Raw genomic sequence first — 16,032 nt, forward strand, 5'->3', positions numbered from 1 at the left:
TCTAAAATAGTGCAAACATAACAGCAATACCCGCACCAATTGCAAAAGCCGTTAAAAAAGCCTCCGCCCCCTTGGCGAGTCCTGAGATAAGATGGCCTGCCATCAAATCCCTTACAGCGTTGGTGATGAGCAGGCCAGGGACCAACGGCATGATAGAACCAACAACTATCTTATCAACTTCCTTCCCAATACCTAATGAAAAAAGGGAAAAGGCGGTAAAACCAATCAACAACGAAGCAACGAATTCAGCAACAAATTTAATTTCAAATAATCGAATAAAGTTCATTAATGCAATAAAACCCAGCCCTCCTGCTATGCAGGCTGGCAGGAAATCGTACCAACTTCCCTGAAACATGAGAGTAAAGAAACCACTCGCTAACGTGGCAGCGATGATCTGCATGAGAATAGTATAATCCGTAGGACTGGTTTCAATTTTTCTAAGCTCTTTATACGCTACGTGAGTAGACATCTCTCCACTTGTAATGTTTCTAGAGACATTATTCGCGAGCTTTACTTTTTCGAGATTTGTCTCTCGTGCTGAAACTCTTACTAATTTTGCAGGGGCACCAGGGCTGATCGTAAACAAAATCCCAGTAGGTGTTACATAACTTTGTGCTTCATCCCGTCCAAAAGATTGGGCAATCCGCGTCATCGTATCTTCCACACGATAGGTTTCCGCTCCATTTTGTTGCATTATCTTCCCCATTAATAAACATAACTCAATTAAGTCCTCTGTACGCTCCACGCGGTCACCTCAATTCGTATTACAGTATGTTTAGTGTATCTATTCATATACTAAAAGCCTAATACCCTTTTTAAAATTTCCACAATCTCGAAACTTCTCCACTTTCTCTTGCACGACTGGCCGAATCTTAGCTCCATATTTGTTCTTAAAGAATTCCCAAAGTTTGTTCATCAAAGAAAATTCGTCGAAAAATATTCGTCTCCATACAATTACAATACCACATCATCAGGGGCTGTAGTCTCGTCAAAAGTTATACATTCTTTACAAAGTTAAATACAGCTCCTACTAAAAGGATTTGTTACTTAGATAGTTTTATAAATCCCACGAAATTTCAGCTTTCATATGGGGCCTTTATGCCTCTGAAATCTATACCAAGCAATTGAGAAACTACTTTTTCCTTAATGACACCTTCTTCAACCAAATAATTTAAAAATGCCCTGATTTGTTGTAATTTTTTATTTATCATTCATCGGCAGAAGATTCCCTCTTCAAGCGCGGTGTCGAAGACCGTTGATAAGGGAGAGATGAATGCCGTTGCCGTAAGGCGAATGCCTTTATGCAAATTTTAAAAGTAAAAAAGGACTACCTCCTTTATTTAGGAAGTAGTCCTTTAATTACTAACTATTTATACATTGGACAGCTTCATATCAGCTGGATAGGGGAAGTGCAGGATTTTCTCCTACATCATGCCGCCCATTCCGCCCATGCCACCCATGTCTGGCATACCGCCGCCACCGCCGTTGTCTTCCTCAGGAAGATCAGCGACTACGGCTTCAGTAGTCAAGAACATAGCGGCTACGGAAGCTGCGTTTTGAAGTGCAGAACGCGTTACTTTCGTAGGGTCTACGATACCTTTTTCGACCATGTTAACCCACTGGCCGGTAGCTGCATCGAATCCTACGCCGACTTCTTCGCCTTTCAGACGCTCAACGATGATAGATCCTTCAAGACCAGCGTTGTGTACGATTTGACGTACAGGCTCTTCAAGGGCACGAAGAACGATGCTTGCGCCAGTTGCTTCGTCGTCAACTAGGCCAAGTCCTTCAACAGAGTTGATGATGTTAACAAGCGCTGTACCACCACCGGCAACGATTCCTTCTTCTACAGCTGCTCGTGTAGAGTTCAGGGCGTCTTCGATACGAAGTTTACGCTCTTTCAATTCTGTTTCTGTAGCTGCGCCCACTTTGATAACGGCTACGCCGCCTGCTAGTTTCGCAAGACGCTCTTGTAGTTTTTCTTTATCGAATTCAGAAGTAGATTCTTCTGCCTGGGCACGGACTTGAGCTACGCGGGAAGCGATTTGCTGTGGATCTCCGTTCCCTTCAACGATGGTTGTATTTTCTTTCGTGATGACCGCTTTAGACGCACGTCCAAGCTGATCAATGGTTGTATTCTTCAGTTCAAGACCAAGGTCTTCTGTGATCACTTGACCACCTGTCAGGGTTGCGATGTCCTCAAGCATAGCTTTACGACGATCACCAAATCCAGGTGCTTTTACGGATACAGCGTTGAATGTACCGCGCAGTTTGTTCACAACAAGTGTAGCAAGTGCTTCGCCTTCTACGTCTTCAGAGATCAGTAGCAATGGTTTAGACTGCTGTACCACTTGCTCAAGTACCGGAAGTACTTCCTGGATGTTGTTGATTTTCTTATCTGTAATGAGAATGTAAGGATCTTCAAGAACCGCTTCCATTTTATCCTGGTCTGTAACCATGTATGGAGAAGCATATCCGCGGTCGAACTGCATACCTTCAACCACTTCTAGTTCTGTATTGAAACCTTTAGATTCTTCAATTGTAATAACGCCATCGTTTCCTACGCGCTCCATCGCTTCAGCAATCAGCTGGCCAACTTCGTTATCGGACGCTGAGATAGAAGCTACCTGAGAAATGGACTCGCGGCCTTCAATTGGCTTAGAGATCTTGCGTAGTTCCTGAGTAGCGATTTCGGTTGCTTTTTCAATTCCGCGGCGAATGCCTACTGGGTTCGCACCGGATGTTACGTTTTTCAGACCTTCACGGATCATTGCTTGTGCTAGAACCGTTGCAGTTGTTGTACCGTCACCGGCAACGTCATTTGTTTTAGAAGCAACTTCGGACACAAGCTGAGCGCCCATGTTTTCGAAGTGATCCTGAAGTTCGATTTCTTTAGCAATGGTTACACCATCGTTTGTAATGAGTGGAGAACCGAATTTTTTATCTAGAACGACGTTACGTCCTTTTGGTCCCAGTGTTACTTTTACAGCATCTGCTAATGTATCTACTCCGCGAAGCATCGCACGGCGTGCGTCTTCACTAAACTTAATTTCTTTAGCCATTAAAAATGCCCTCCTTATTAAAATCGTACCGATTCTTCATCTATAAGTATGAGATGGTTGTACTTATTGAATAACAGCTAGTACATCTGACTCGCGCAGAATCAAGTATTCATTGCCTTCATACTTCACTTCTGTACCGGCAAACTTCGAATAAATTACACGGTCGCCTTGCGCGACTTCAAGTGCGATCTTCTCTCCGTTGTCTGTAATGCGGCCAGTACCAACAGCAATGACTTTACCTTCTTGCGGCTTTTCCTTCGCAGAATCCGGAAGTACGATACCGCTCGCAGTAGTCTGTTCTTCTTCGATTAGTTCAATAACAATACGATCACCAAGTGGCTTTAACAATTAGGACACCCTCCTTGATAAGGTTGAATTCAATTTTTGTCGTTTATTAGCACTCGTTATACATGAGTGCTAACACAATTCTTATCATAATCAATTCACTTTCATTTTTCAAGTAGAAAACCTAGAAAATTTTCACATCTTTTTTCGACAAATTATGTACGATAACCCTTTATCCTTAGGGATGGTTTTGAAACTATGATAAAATACATAAAGTATGAATTGTGAGATATTTTAAGGCGTAAGCTTTGTTGAATATCGCATGTATGAACTTTCATCATATATATAGATAAAAGGAGTCGTTCACTTATGCCAAATCGCTATTGGTATATTATTCTGACGTATGTCGCTGCCCAGCTCTCCGCCTTGATCGGCGTGCCGCTCGTCAAGCTGTTTGGCCTCAGTAATTATGATGCGATTGCGGTCTGGTCGGTGCTGAGCTTTTTAGCGGCAACGATCATTATTATCGTTCTGCTTAAACCGGATATGAAAGAAACTGCGATGCGGGAAGATAAAGCAGGACCGGGAGGCATCGTTCTCTGGTCTATTCTCGGAGTCATACTGGCTCTGCTTGCCCAGGGTGTCGCTGCCGCTATTGAGAATCAAGTTTTTGGAATTCCGCCAGGGTCGGAAAATACGATGGGACTCATGGAAATCGCCCGTGAATCACCATTGTTTATTCTGCTACCTGTATTGTTCGCTCCCATTACCGAGGAAATCATCTTCCGTAAGGTGATTTTCGGTTCGATTTATAAGCGGACAAATTTCTTTCTGGCCGTTTTAGTTTCTGCCTTGGTCTTTGGTGCTTTCCACTTTGATTTTAAGCACATGCTTGTTTACTTCTCCATGGGGGTTGTATTCGCCTTCCTATATGTGAAAACAAAACGAATTATTACACCAATTATTGCTCATATGGCGATGAACTCATTTGTAGTCGTTACGCAGTATTTCGTGGATGAAGAAGATATCCGGCGGATGCAGGAACAATTGGAAACCATCTTTATTGGAGGATTTTTATAATATGAGGACTTCACCACTGCTTATGGCTGTCCTCTACTTCGGTGTGGGAATCGCCTTTATGTTTCTCGCGTCCCAGGCCGCAGTGGAAACGATTTGGAATGCTACTACGATTGTCTTATCAGGTGTTGCCACAGTAAATATTATTGTAGCGATCCGTTTGTATAATCTGCACGTTCGTATGAACCAGTCGAATAATAAATGATGTAGCCTAAGGAGGGAATGGCGATGGAACCTTTACTCACCGGCGAACGCGTCAGGCTGACGCTGCTCGACGATCACGATATTGATCACATGACCAAATGGTACAATAAAACCGATTACGCGAGGCATCTGGATGCTCTTCCCGCAAAGCCGAAACGAGCGGAAGACTTGCGAAAGTGGCGCGATGAAGCTTACGAGCACGACAGCCATTTCCTCTTTGCGATTAAGGAAGCTGACCAGTTTATCGGGTTTGTGGAGCTTGACGGCATTCTCTGGACCCAGCAGAATGCCTGGCTCACGATAGGAATCGGTGACCCGGATATGTACGGCAAGGGCTATGGGACAGAGGCCATGGAACTATTAATTCAATTCGCTTTTCATGAGCTCAATCTCCACCGGCTGCAGCTTACCGTTTTTGAATACAATACCGCGGCCCGCCGCTTATATGAAAAGCTCGGCTTCGTACACGAGGGTTCGCACCGGGAATTTATTCTCCGCGATGGTCAGGCCTATGATATGCTTCTGTACGGACTCTTACGAAAAGATTGGAATCAAAAAACGCAGGGATAAGACACCATCGTCTTCCCTGCGTTTTTTATTAGGCTTCTTTTTCCTGCTGATCTGTATTCTTATCCTCCTGCACCCCTTTTAAAATAAAGGAAAATGGCAGAGCAATCAGGAGCACGATCGCAGATACGAGAAAAGCTTCATTCAGTGTCTGCAAGGTAGCTGCCTGCATATCGATATCAGGAGCTGCCGATACCTGCGCACGTCTCACTTCATAATAAATGGAAAAGAACACAATTCCTAAGGATGAAGATATCTGTCGGATAATATTGTTCATCGCGGAGCCCTGTGCTACAAGCGGTTCGGGAATGGAATTCATACCGGATGTGGTCGCTGGCATATTGCTCATTCCCATGCCCATGCCGCGGACTGTGTTAAGCGCAAGAATCAGCCAGTAAGGCGTACTCAGCTGCAGAAAACTTAATCCTAGCGTCGCAATTGCCATAATCGCAAGACCCGGCGGTACAACGTACTTTGGTCCTTTTTTATCGAGCAGCCTTCCGCCGAGCGACATAAATACACCACTAGCAGCCGCTGCCGGCAGGAAGAGCAGGCCGGTCATAATCGCATTCATTCCATAGACGTTTTGAATGAGTAAAGGCAGCAGGAATATTCCAGAAAATAACCCAATCGAAGCTGCGCTCGTCACAACGATGGACACGGAATACGTAGGGACTTTAAAAACAGATAAGTTCAGTAATGGATCGTCCTGCCGGTTTTCATAGAACACGAATAAAACGACGGCGATCAGTCCCCCGACAATTAAAGCGATGTTTAGAGGGTCGAATAAGTTCTCTACAGTTCTTCCACGCCCTAAGGCAAATAAAATCGAACCAATACCCGAAGTGATCACCAGAAACCCGATTAAATCGAACTTCTTCTCGGGATGCGTCTCGGTGCGTTCCAGGAATTTAGAAGATAGAATTAATCCTGTTAACCCGAACGGAATATTAAAGGCGAACAGCCAGGGCCATTCGAGGTATTGAATTAAGAAGCCGCCGATCGTCGGACCAATGGCTGGGGCGACCATGGCAGCAATCCCATATACTCCAACCGCAAGTCCACGTTCATGTTTCGGGAAGGAATTAAAGATTAATGCCATCGCAATAGGAAGCATTAAACCTCCGGCCATTCCTTGTATAGCCCGGGAGATGATGACCATGGCCAGCGTTTCTGAGAAAAAACCGGACAGAGAACCTGCAATAAAGATGGCAAGTCCTGTTACGTACACTTTTTTCTTGCCAAAGCGGTCTCCAAAATAACCCGTCAGCGGCATTGTCATTCCCATAGAGACCATGAAAATGGTTAAGATCCATCCAACAGCCACCGCATTGGAGTCGAAGATCTCAATAAACTTCGGCAGGATTGGATTTAACATACTATTATTTAGGATAACGGTGAATGTACCGAAAAGAACCGATACAACCACGAGCCATTTATTAGGTAGTTTACTCATTAGATGCCTCCTCTCTTGATTACTTCGGAACTCGAATTATTTTTCCACTATACCACTGTTGATCGTGTTTCTCCACGTGTATGCTTATCTCTTTTTACAAGCGTTTCTAAGATCCTTTTAGATTATTCCACATCCGTGCTTAAAAAAACATTTTTAACCGATTGGAAGCGTTTTAAAGAGATAGAGAGAGTTTTTGCTTTAAAAAAGGGGGGTATGCAGTAGGAGAATGATTAAAGGAGGTTCTCAAAAAATGGGACGACTAAACCAGAAAATAGCCGTAGTAACAGGCGCTGCCACAGGAATTGGCCAGGCAACGGTCAAGCTTTTTGCAGAAGAAGGGGCAACTGTTGTCTGTGCGGATGTGAACGAAGCAGACGTTCAAAACACGGTTAACGAAGTTAAAGAAAACGGTGGAAAAGCCGAGTTTGTATATGTAGATGTATCGAACGAAGAAAGCGTAACAAGCTTAGCTCAACACGTGAAAGACACGTACGGATCCATAGATGTCTTATTCAACAATGCCGGAATCGATGAAGAAGGCGGAAAAGTACATGAGTATCCTGTGGAGCTGTTCGACCAGATTATCGCAGTCGATCTGCGCGGTACTTTCTTAACAAGCAAATACTTGCTCCCTCTTATGCTGGAAAAAGGAAGCGGATCGATCATTAATACGTCTTCTATGTCCGGAAGAGCGGCTGACCTGGACCGCTCCGGATACAACGCAGCTAAAGGCGGCATTACGAACTTTACAAAGGCGATGGCGATTGATTACGCACGAGAAGGCATTCGAGTGAACTCCATTGCACCAGGAACGATTGAAACGCCGCTGATCGATGAACTAGCCGGATCGAAACAGCAGGAGCAAGGACGTGAATTCCGCGAAGCCAACAAGTGGGTCACTCCGATGGGGCGCTTAGGCGATCCTAAAGAAGTTGCAAATGTTGCGCTGTTCTTGGCCTCAGACGAAAGTTCGTATATTACCGGTGAGGACATTACGGTAGATGGCGGTATTATGGCTTATACGTGGCCAGGTAAGATGCTCATTGATAACCAATGGAAAAAAACTACTGATTAAGTAAATGAGGCTCAGAGTTTTCACTCTGAGCCTTTTTTTAGTCAGCTTTCCCCTTTATTATTGTTCAAGAAAAAACAGCCCAATCAGCATTGGACTGTCTCTCTACTCTATTCTTCCTCTTCCTCATCCAGAGGATAATGTTTCAGAAAATAAACCAGTGCCTGAAGTTCGATAGCGAGGTCAATATGGTGGACACGAACATGGGACGGGACAGTGATCCGCGCCGGTGTAAAGTTCAGAATCGCACTGACCCCTGCATCTACGAGCCGGTCGGCAATGCCTTGCGCCTCTGACGCCGGAACAGTAAGAATGGCTACGGCCAAGTCTCCCATTTTCTCTTCCATATCATCAATATGCTCAACACGGACACCGCCGACTTCACTTCCGACTCTTTCGCGGCTGGCATCAAAGGCAATCTCTATTTTCGTATTATTATTTTTTGTGAAATTATAATTTAAGAATGCGGTACCTAAATTACCGACTCCAATTAGCGCAACCTTTGTCGTTTCATCCTGATCGAGCGTCTTTCGGAAAAAAGATAATAAGTACTCTACATTGTAGCCGTACCCTTTTTTCCCAAGGGCTCCAAAATAAGAAAAGTCGCGACGGATCGTAGCGGAATCTACTTTCACCGCTTCACTCAGCTCTTTCGATGAGACACGCATTTTCCCCTGGCCGTGCAAATTGTTTAAAAAGCGGTAATACAACGGCAATCGTTTTGCTGTAGCTTGCGGGATCTTAGTATGTTCTTCTAAATCCATGACTCTGCCTCCTTTACCGGCTCTCTCGCTGATAATCACCGGTTTTGCCGCCTGTTTTCTCCATGAGATAGGTCGGCCCGATAACCATTCCTTTATCAAGAGCTTTACACATATCATAAATAGTTAAAGCTGTAGCGGAAGCAGCCGTTAACGCTTCCATTTCTACCCCTGTACTTCCCTTTGTTTTCACAGCCGCTTGAATCTGTAATGTATAAGAATGACTTGTTTCCCAGTCGAATGATATGTCGACCCCGCTTAATGACAATGGGTGACACATGGGAATCCAATCTGATGTTTTCTTCGCTGCCATAATCCCTGCAACTTGCGCCACCGCGAGCACATCGCCTTTCGCTATTTCCTGATTGGTAATTTTATGATAAATTTCTTCGTTGGCTTGTACACTGCTGTAGGCCACCGCAGTCCGAACGGTTTCTCCCTTACTGGAGATATCCACCATACGGGCGCGCCCTTGTTCATTAAAATGTGTAAACTCTGACATGGTCTTACCCCTTTACGAGTAAATTCACAAACTTACTGTTAGTTACATTACTCTTATTCTAACAAAAAATCAACGGCTAGACGTTAAAGATTTCACAAACTCAGGGGCATTATCTTGCTAGAAGAATCCCCGATACGATACACTTATCTCATTGAGGTGAAACGACATGATTCTCATGCAATTAAATCAATTGACCAAACGATTCGGAGCGGAATTGATTTTATCAAATATTAAATTGGAAGTACAAATGAATGATCGGATCGCAATTGTCGGTCGAAATGGTACAGGAAAATCGACATTGCTGAAGATGATGGCCGGTGAAATGAGCTACGATTCCGGCGACATTTTTAAACCGAAGGAAACGACCGTCGGATACTTGGCTCAGGATACAGGTCTTCAGTCCGAGGAAACCATATGGAATGAAATGGAAAAGGTTTTTTCTCATTTAAAGGAACTGGAAGATGAACTGCGATCTACGGAAGTCAATATGGCAGACCCGGATCTTATGGATGATCCCGATCGCTATCAGCAGCTCCTCTCTACTTATGACCGTAAGCAGGAATATTTCAAAACAGCGGGCGGTTATCAGTATGAAACGGAAATTAAATCCGTCCTGAATGGATTGAACTTCCATAATTTTGACTGGAACACCCCAATCACTTCATTGAGCGGCGGCCAGAAAACTCGACTAGCTCTTGGTAAGTTATTGTTGACCAGTCCGGATGTTCTAATTCTCGATGAGCCAACCAACCACCTGGACATCGACACGCTATCATGGCTGGAAGGATATTTACAGGGTTATAAGGGCGCTGTTGTCATCGTCTCCCACGACCGGTATTTTCTCGACAAGATCGTAAATACCGTTTATGAAATTGCCTTTCAATCTTCTAAGAAATACCCTGGCAACTACAGCGACTATTTGAAGAAAAAAGAAGCCGATTTTGAGATTGAAATGAAGCACTTTGAAAAGCAGCAGGAAGAAATTAAGCGGATGGAAGACTTCATCCAGAAGAACATCGTTCGTGCAACGACCAGTAAGCGAGCACAAAGCCGTCGGAAACAGCTTGAGAAAATGGACAAGCTTGAGAAACCGAAAGACGACAATCAGTCGGCGAAATTTAGCTTCCAAGTTTCTAAAAAGAGTGGAAATGACGTTCTGAAGCTAAGAGAACTTGGGTTTAAGTACAATGAAGATTCTTCCGTCTTTGAAAATGTCTCTTTCGACTTAAGTCGCGGGGATTCGGTTGCTCTTGTCGGACCAAACGGGGTTGGAAAAACCACCCTGCTTAAAACGATCCTTGGCGAGTTAAAAGCAGCTAAAGGTGATATTAAGCTAGGAACGAATGTTCAAATAGGTTATTACGATCAGGAACAGACCAAGCTTAACCCGAAGAAAAATGTCCTGCAGGAACTTTGGGATGATTATCCTTTTAAAAATGAAAAAGATATTCGTACCGTACTTGGAAATTTCCTATTTTCTGGTGAAGATGTGCTTAAACCCGTCTCTGCCCTTAGCGGCGGTGAAAGAGCTCGTCTTTCATTAGCAAAGCTGATGATGCTTGAAGCTAACTTCCTTGTGCTCGATGAGCCGACCAACCACCTGGATTTGGATAGTAAAGAGGTCCTGGAAGCAGCGCTTATTGATTATCCCGGGACTTTGCTGTTTGTTTCTCACGACCGTTACTTTATTAACAAAATCGCAACAAACGTTGTGGAAATGCTCCCGGAAGAAACGCGATTGTTTCTCGGTGACTATGATTACTATGTGAATAAAAAACAGGAAGAATATGAGCTTCAGCAAATTGAAGAAGCTGAACGTCTGGAAAATGAACCACAATCTAAAGAACCACAGGCTAAAAACAGCTTTCAGGAAGATAAAGCAGTGAAACGTGAAGAGCGTAAGAAAAACCGTCGTATAGCTGAAATTGAAGAAGAAATCGAAAAACTCGAAGCAAAACTTGAAGAAATTGAAGAGCTCTTATGCGATCCTGAGGTATACCAGGACCACGAGCGCTCCCTTGAACTCACAGAGAGCAGCTCACAAACCCAGCAGCGTGTGGAAAAGCTGATGGAAGAATGGGAATCCCTGCACGAATAACAAGATGGCAAGAAAATGAAAGGCACCTCAAGTTATCCAGAATATGGATGACCTGAGGTGCCTATTTTTATCCATATCACCCTTGTATAGGCGTGTATGGTTGAATACAGTTTATCCACACACTTTTCAACAGTTGTGCACCGTTTTTAATAGTTCTCAACAGGTTTATACACATTATCCACAGAAAAATTAAATTTTATCCACATTTTTGGTACCGTTTTCTTTATCTTTGTTAATAGGTGCGTTTCAACTTATCAACAGTATAAATATACATTTGTGTATAACTTATATTATCTTTTCCCATAAAAAAATCTCCTTAACATACTAAGGAGATTTTTCAGCTGCATATTTGCGATTACCATATTGTTCTAGATCAAGACCCGGATTAGCGTTCAAATCCCAGCCTGAGCGGTGTCCCTGGTTAAAGGCTACGGCTCCTGCGGCAGCAATCATAGCAGCATTATCTGTACATAAATGCATGGGAGGAATTAATAACTCTGTTTCAGATTCTTCAAACTTATCAACAAGTGCTTTGCGGAGTCCCTTATTTGCAGCTACTCCTCCAGCGACAATCAACTGTTTTACACCGTATTCTTCAGCGGCTCGGTAAGCTTTTGTGGATAACACGTCCACGACGCTTGCCTGAAAGCTGGAAGCAATATCTTCCGGTCTTAGCTTTTCGCCTTTTTGGTCAGCATTGTGAAGGCGATTGATCACCGCCGATTTCAACCCACTGAAGCTGAAGTCATAAGACCCCTGTTCAAGCCATGCTCTCGGAAAATCAATCGATTCTTCCCCTTCTGCAGCGAGGCGGTCAATTTCTGGTCCTCCAGGATAAGGAAGCCTTAATGTCCGAGCTACCTTATCATAAGCTTCACCTGCTGCATCGTCACGCGTCTCTCCAATGATTTCATAGGATCCATGCTCCCTCATAAGAATCAGCTCGGTATGACCTCCAGAAACGACGAGAGAAAGTAATGGAAATTCGAATTCTTTCTCCAATCGATTAGCGTAGATATGGCCGGCAATGTGATGGACACCGACAAGAGGCTTCTGCTTGGCAAATGCTATAGATTTAGCCGCATTTACCCCTACAAGCAGCGCGCCCACTAATCCTGGCCCTTCTGTCACCGTAATGGCATCCATATCATCTATCGTAAGGTCTGCTTCTTTCAAAGCTTCCTCAAGTGTTATTGTAATCTGCTCAATATGATGACGAGATGCGATCTCAGGAACTACCCCGCCAAAACGTTTATGGCTTTCAATCTGAGAAGCTACAACGTTCGTGACGAGCTCTCTTTCGTTTTTAACTATGGCTACAGCTGTCTCATCACAGCTCGTTTCAATAGCTAAGATATACTGATCTTGACTCATTTTAATCCCACCCACATGACTAGCGCATCTTCACCATTATCTGTATAATACCTCTTCCGGATGCCCCCTGGGACCAAGCCGAATTTACGGTACATGTGCTGCGCAGCCGTATTCGAAACTCTTACTTCCAATGATAACTGAATCGCTCCATGCTGGATTGCTTCATCGCACGTATGCTTGAATAACTGCTCGCCATATTTATTCCCGCGTGCTTCTGGATGGATGGCAATATTCGTAACATGTGCTTCATCAATAACGAGCCAAAGCCCGCAGTAACCCACTACATGATCATCTTTCTCAAACACATAATAATGTGCGTACGGGTTATCCTCTACTTCCTGCCGAAACGTACCTTCCGACCAGGGAACGGCAAAGGAAGCCCGTTCCACTTCCATTACTTCATCTATATCCTCTAAAGTCATTTCACGTATAGAAGTCATCTTACTTCTCCTGCTGAGCCAGCCATTTAGCTTCTGCTTCCGGAAGGCGCAAATAATTAGGAACCAGTTCGTGGAGGCTTTCAGGTTCTTTTCTTTGAGCTGCAAAAGCAATGAGCGACGGCCTGGCAAAATGGTAAGGACCATCCGGGATAACAGCCTGTGCTCCTATCGTGTCTCTCACCATATCTTCGTAAACCTGTACATCCTGACTCAGGAATAAAACCTGCTTATCAAGGTTTTGAAGTTCTTTTAACCAGTCTTCCATCGAAATGTTTGTCTCTGGTTTTACAATCTCCATCCTATTATTGTAAAGCCCCGTGTACACACGCCCACGCCTGGCATCAAAAAACGGACATATATACCCATCGAAAAATAAACCTTGTCCAGCTACAGCCTCGAGACTTGAAACTCCTACCACAGGTATATCCAGTGCCCATGCCATCGTCTTAGCCGTTGTTAAACCAATCCTTACGCCTGTATAAGATCCTGGTCCTTGCGCTACTGCAATCCGGTCCAGTTCTTCCGGCAGTGTATTGGTTTCCTTCATTAGTTGGTCAATCGCGGGCATCAGTCGAATCGAGTGGTTCTTTTTTATATTCGTGGTATATTCGCCTATCACGATGCCGCTTTTTACGACTGCTACTCCCATCACATAATTAGAAGTGTCAATTGATAAAATATTCATTTCATGATCTCCTTACAAACCTCGTCAAAATGGGTTGAAGAAGTTTTAAGAGAAATGGTCCGGTTTGATTCGCTATCGTACGAAATGGTTATATCCAGACGCTCTTCAGGGAGAAACTCCTCAATGTAATGCGCCCATTCTACGACACATACACCCTCCCCTTCAAAAAACTCTTCAAATCCTAAATCTTCATCACTATCTTCCAGTCTATAGACGTCCATATGATAAAAAGGCAGACGCCCCATGTATTCCTTCATAATAGTAAACGTTGGACTATTAATCGTGCGCTTTACTCCAAGACCTAATCCCAGCCCCTTTGTAAAAGTTGTTTTCCCAGCGCCTAAGTCTCCTTCTAATGTTAATACATCTCCCTCACCAAGTCGATGACCCAGCTTCTCAGCAAAAGCCATCGTTTCCTCAGGAGAAGAACTTTTCCATTGATATACGGCCATCTACTCACCCTTTGTCTTTAAATGTGTGTACCCTGACTTCGTTAATACGTTTTTCTTTCCACCTTCATGTAAATATACGTGAGGAGCTTTTTCCTTCATAGCCTGAACGGATCCAATCCGGCTTACTTTCACCCCCGTTTTTTGGGCTGCCTTCTGGACTTTCGGCCACATGGTTTCCTCGACCGTTCCCACCAGCTCAAAGTCTTCTCCTCCGGAAAGGATCCAATCTTTATATGTATCTGGAAAAAGATCTTTTATAGAAGATGTGAAAGGGAGCTTGTCCATATCCAGGTGTAAATCAACACGAGACGCTTCCACTATCTCATTTGCTTCATTAGCTACTCCATCACTTATATCATTAAGAGCGACCCTTGGAATCTCCTCTAGCTCAAGCGCAAAGAACACTCGTGGATCAGGCGTCCGATGTCTTTCAATAAAGAATTCCTCTGAAGATTCACCAGATGAACCGTTGAGAAGAATCTCCAACCCGGCTCTTGAATCTCCCAAGGTACCTGTCGCAAATACAACATCTCCGGGCTCCGCCTGCGATCTATATCTCGCTTGGTCTTTCTCCACATAACCGATTATGGTAATCGAGATGGCCAACTCACTTCCAGACACGGTATCCCCTCCGATCAAATCCATTTGATAAAGAGAAGCTAAATCCTGCATGCCGGTGTAGAGTTCCTTTAGTTCCCGGTCGCTCCACCCTTCCGGGATCACGATTGAAACCAAATAAAAAGCGGGAGAACTGGCCATCGCAGCTAAATCACTTAAGTTTGCTGCCAGCACGCGGTACCCAATATGATAAGGCTCCATTGTTTTTCTTGAAAAATGAACCCCTTCCACCATCGTATCTACAGCAGTAACCACATCCTTGTCTATAGGTCTAAACACCGCTGCATCATCACTCACTCCTTTAATCAGTGTGGACTGACGATAGTAACCAGGCTGAATTGCTTGAATAAATTGAAATTCGTCCATGTTCTGCCTCCTAAGTAGCATAACTCCTTCTAACTATTATACCAATAGAAGACCTTATATAAAAAATTCCATAATAAAAACCTTAGGAATGCTTCCTAAGGTTGGAAAATTAATTTAAAAATGGCGGTCCGGACGGGACTCGAACCCGCGACCTCCTGCGTGACAGGCAGGCATTCTAACCAACTGAACTACCGGACCAGTAAAGAAAAATATGTATTAAATTTAAAAAAATCAACTAAAGCAAAGTAGTTGAGAAGTAAATTATCGTTACATGAAGTTTAAATAAGTTGGTTGCACTTTTCAGTACTACCATTATTGATGAATGAAAAAGTAATTTCGACGTGGTTCATCAATATTAATTGGTTGCACTTTTCAGTACTACTGATTTTTAACTACCAAGGATGTAATTCAGAGTAGTTAGTTGAAATAATTTGGTTGCACTTTTCAGTACTACCATTATTAATGAACCAAGAAGTGAATTCGACGTAGTTCATTAATTTAAATTGGTTGCGGGGGCAGGATTTGAACCTGCGACCTCCGGGTTATGAGCCCGACGAGCTACCAGACTGCTCTACCCCGCGATAGTGTGGGAAATTAATTGTTCCCATAAGATTATGCTGATGTATGAGACATATTTATATTATTCCCAAGTTAAGGAAAAAATATTCTCGAGAAAAAATTGATACAACGTGGCGGCGTCCTACTCTCACGGGGATCGACCCGACTACCATCGGCGCTGAAGAGCTTAACTTCTGTGTTCGGCATGGGAACAGGTGTGACCTCTTCGCCTTCACCACCACATCATATACAGTTTGAGGTAAACCCTCAAAACTGGATAAGGCAATCATTCAACCATCGGACGAGCGAACGTCTCTTCCGACTAACATTTCTTACTAGATAGATAAGTCTTCGATCCATTAGTATCCGTCAGCTTCACGTGTCACCACGCTTCCACCTCGGACCTATCAACCTCATCGTCTCTGAGGGATCTTACTTACTTGGCGTAAGGGGAA

Annotated in this window: 16 protein-coding genes, 2 tRNA genes and 2 rRNA genes; 5 read left to right on the top strand and 15 right to left on the bottom strand. The window is 43.8% G+C overall.

Annotation, left to right across the window (positions count from 1 at the left end):
* Position 1: 1 nt before the first annotated feature.
* From LCM11_RS15050 to groES, 3 genes are all read right to left on the bottom strand, one after another.
* Complete coding sequence (locus LCM11_RS15050) at positions 2-706, bottom strand: threonine/serine exporter family protein (RefSeq protein WP_263622595.1); 705 nt, start codon at positions 704-706, stop codon at positions 2-4.
* A 718-nt stretch (positions 707-1,424) separates the two neighbouring features.
* On the bottom strand, positions 1,425-3,062 hold the full coding sequence (groL, locus tag LCM11_RS15055) for a chaperonin GroEL (RefSeq protein ID WP_224895093.1): 1,638 nt from the start codon (positions 3,060-3,062) through the stop codon (positions 1,425-1,427).
* A 63-nt stretch (positions 3,063-3,125) separates the two neighbouring features.
* The gene (gene groES, locus LCM11_RS15060) at positions 3,126-3,410 is read right to left on the bottom strand and encodes a co-chaperone GroES (protein WP_014641699.1); all 285 of its coding nucleotides are present in this window, start codon (positions 3,408-3,410) and stop codon (positions 3,126-3,128) included.
* Between the two features lie 306 nt (positions 3,411-3,716).
* Here groES and LCM11_RS15065 point away from each other — a divergent pair, with 306 nt between their 5' ends.
* Genes LCM11_RS15065 through LCM11_RS15075 form a run of 3 tightly spaced genes read left to right on the top strand, consistent with a single transcriptional unit; the run spans position 3,717 to position 5,198 of the window.
* Complete coding sequence (locus tag LCM11_RS15065; RefSeq protein WP_224895094.1) at positions 3,717-4,427, top strand: CPBP family intramembrane glutamic endopeptidase; 711 nt, start codon at positions 3,717-3,719, stop codon at positions 4,425-4,427.
* Between the two features lies 1 nt (position 4,428).
* Positions 4,429-4,629: a YdiK family protein gene (locus tag LCM11_RS15070; RefSeq protein ID WP_175477847.1), complete on the top strand. Its 201-nt coding sequence runs from the start codon at positions 4,429-4,431 to the stop codon at positions 4,627-4,629.
* Between the two features lie 23 nt (positions 4,630-4,652).
* Positions 4,653-5,198: a GNAT family N-acetyltransferase gene (locus LCM11_RS15075; protein WP_224895095.1), complete on the top strand. Its 546-nt coding sequence runs from the start codon at positions 4,653-4,655 to the stop codon at positions 5,196-5,198.
* 28 nt (positions 5,199-5,226) lie between these two features.
* On the opposite strand, the gene LCM11_RS15080 is transcribed toward LCM11_RS15075, so the two are convergent.
* Positions 5,227-6,651, bottom strand: a complete 1,425-nt coding sequence (locus LCM11_RS15080; protein WP_224895096.1) for an MDR family MFS transporter — start codon at positions 6,649-6,651, stop codon at positions 5,227-5,229.
* 250 nt (positions 6,652-6,901) lie between these two features.
* Between LCM11_RS15080 and LCM11_RS15085 the strand changes: the two genes are divergently transcribed.
* Positions 6,902-7,726, top strand: coding sequence for an SDR family oxidoreductase (locus LCM11_RS15085; protein ID WP_224895097.1), 825 nt, complete (start codon positions 6,902-6,904; stop codon positions 7,724-7,726).
* A gap of 107 nt (positions 7,727-7,833) precedes the next feature.
* Here LCM11_RS15085 and LCM11_RS15090 read toward each other — a convergent pair whose 3' ends face one another.
* Both LCM11_RS15090 and moaC read right to left on the bottom strand, forming a co-directional pair.
* Positions 7,834-8,487: a redox-sensing transcriptional repressor Rex gene (locus LCM11_RS15090; protein WP_089751730.1), complete on the bottom strand. Its 654-nt coding sequence runs from the start codon at positions 8,485-8,487 to the stop codon at positions 7,834-7,836.
* Positions 8,488-8,500: 13 nt separating this feature from the next.
* The gene (gene moaC / locus LCM11_RS15095; protein WP_224895098.1) at positions 8,501-8,986 is read right to left on the bottom strand and encodes a cyclic pyranopterin monophosphate synthase MoaC; all 486 of its coding nucleotides are present in this window, start codon (positions 8,984-8,986) and stop codon (positions 8,501-8,503) included.
* A 166-nt stretch (positions 8,987-9,152) separates the two neighbouring features.
* Here moaC and LCM11_RS15100 point away from each other — a divergent pair, with 166 nt between their 5' ends.
* Positions 9,153-11,084, top strand: coding sequence for an ABC-F family ATP-binding cassette domain-containing protein (locus LCM11_RS15100; protein ID WP_224895099.1), 1,932 nt, complete (start codon positions 9,153-9,155; stop codon positions 11,082-11,084).
* Positions 11,085-11,408: 324 nt separating this feature from the next.
* Here LCM11_RS15100 and tsaD read toward each other — a convergent pair whose 3' ends face one another.
* The 9 genes from tsaD to LCM11_RS15145 all read right to left on the bottom strand — a co-directional run.
* Positions 11,409-12,458, bottom strand: a complete 1,050-nt coding sequence (tsaD, locus tag LCM11_RS15105) for a tRNA (adenosine(37)-N6)-threonylcarbamoyltransferase complex transferase subunit TsaD (protein ID WP_224895100.1) — start codon at positions 12,456-12,458, stop codon at positions 11,409-11,411.
* The gene (gene rimI / locus LCM11_RS15110; protein ID WP_224895101.1) at positions 12,455-12,898 is read right to left on the bottom strand and encodes a ribosomal protein S18-alanine N-acetyltransferase; all 444 of its coding nucleotides are present in this window, start codon (positions 12,896-12,898) and stop codon (positions 12,455-12,457) included. The genes tsaD and rimI overlap by 4 nt, the downstream gene beginning before the upstream one ends.
* Before the next feature lies 1 nt (position 12,899).
* Positions 12,900-13,583, bottom strand: a complete 684-nt coding sequence (tsaB, locus tag LCM11_RS15115; protein WP_224895102.1) for a tRNA (adenosine(37)-N6)-threonylcarbamoyltransferase complex dimerization subunit type 1 TsaB — start codon at positions 13,581-13,583, stop codon at positions 12,900-12,902.
* Entirely contained in the window at positions 13,580-14,035 is a 456-nt protein-coding gene (gene tsaE / locus LCM11_RS15120; protein ID WP_224895103.1) for a tRNA (adenosine(37)-N6)-threonylcarbamoyltransferase complex ATPase subunit type 1 TsaE, read from the bottom strand. Before tsaE ends, tsaB begins: the two co-directional genes overlap by 4 nt.
* A complete protein-coding gene (gene thiL / locus LCM11_RS15125) occupies positions 14,036-15,019 on the bottom strand; it encodes a thiamine-phosphate kinase (protein WP_224895104.1) in 984 nt (327 codons plus the stop codon).
* Positions 15,020-15,140: 121 nt separating this feature from the next.
* Positions 15,141-15,217, bottom strand: a tRNA-Asp gene (locus LCM11_RS15130).
* A gap of 306 nt (positions 15,218-15,523) precedes the next feature.
* Positions 15,524-15,600 (bottom strand) — tRNA-Met (locus tag LCM11_RS15135).
* Positions 15,601-15,706: 106 nt separating this feature from the next.
* A 5S ribosomal RNA gene (rrf, locus tag LCM11_RS15140) occupies positions 15,707-15,820 on the bottom strand.
* A gap of 96 nt (positions 15,821-15,916) precedes the next feature.
* Positions 15,917-16,032, bottom strand: a 23S ribosomal RNA gene (locus tag LCM11_RS15145); the annotation flags it as partial.

The organism is Halobacillus halophilus (assembly GCF_020171985.1).
Classification (GTDB): domain Bacteria; phylum Bacillota; class Bacilli; order Bacillales; family Halobacillaceae; genus Halobacillus; species Halobacillus halophilus_A.

Excerpts from the sequence above, each read along its gene's own strand:
- LCM11_RS15070 (WP_175477847.1), top strand. The coding sequence starts at position 4,429 with ATGAGGACTTCACCACTGCTTATGGCTGTCCTCTACTTCGGTGTGGGA.
- LCM11_RS15075 (WP_224895095.1), top strand. The coding sequence starts at position 4,653 with ATGGAACCTTTACTCACCGGCGAACGCGTCAGGCTGACGCTGCTCGAC.
- LCM11_RS15100 (WP_224895099.1), top strand. The coding sequence starts at position 9,153 with ATGATTCTCATGCAATTAAATCAATTGACCAAACGATTCGGAGCGGAA.
- tsaD (WP_224895100.1), bottom strand. The coding sequence starts at position 12,458 with ATGAGTCAAGATCAGTATATCTTAGCTATTGAAACGAGCTGTGATGAG.
- groL (WP_224895093.1), bottom strand. The coding sequence starts at position 3,062 with ATGGCTAAAGAAATTAAGTTTAGTGAAGACGCACGCCGTGCGATGCTT.
- LCM11_RS15085 (WP_224895097.1), top strand. The coding sequence starts at position 6,902 with ATGGGACGACTAAACCAGAAAATAGCCGTAGTAACAGGCGCTGCCACA.
- LCM11_RS15080 (WP_224895096.1), bottom strand. The coding sequence starts at position 6,651 with ATGAGTAAACTACCTAATAAATGGCTCGTGGTTGTATCGGTTCTTTTC.
- LCM11_RS15065 (WP_224895094.1), top strand. The coding sequence starts at position 3,717 with ATGCCAAATCGCTATTGGTATATTATTCTGACGTATGTCGCTGCCCAG.
- LCM11_RS15090 (WP_089751730.1), bottom strand. The coding sequence starts at position 8,487 with ATGGATTTAGAAGAACATACTAAGATCCCGCAAGCTACAGCAAAACGA.
- tsaE (WP_224895103.1), bottom strand. The coding sequence starts at position 14,035 with ATGGCCGTATATCAATGGAAAAGTTCTTCTCCTGAGGAAACGATGGCT.
- moaC (WP_224895098.1), bottom strand. The coding sequence starts at position 8,986 with ATGTCAGAGTTTACACATTTTAATGAACAAGGGCGCGCCCGTATGGTG.
- tsaB (WP_224895102.1), bottom strand. The coding sequence starts at position 13,583 with ATGAATATTTTATCAATTGACACTTCTAATTATGTGATGGGAGTAGCA.
- LCM11_RS15050 (WP_263622595.1), bottom strand. The coding sequence starts at position 706 with ATGGGGAAGATAATGCAACAAAATGGAGCGGAAACCTATCGTGTGGAA.
- thiL (WP_224895104.1), bottom strand. The coding sequence starts at position 15,019 with ATGGACGAATTTCAATTTATTCAAGCAATTCAGCCTGGTTACTATCGT.
- rimI (WP_224895101.1), bottom strand. The coding sequence starts at position 12,898 with ATGACTTCTATACGTGAAATGACTTTAGAGGATATAGATGAAGTAATG.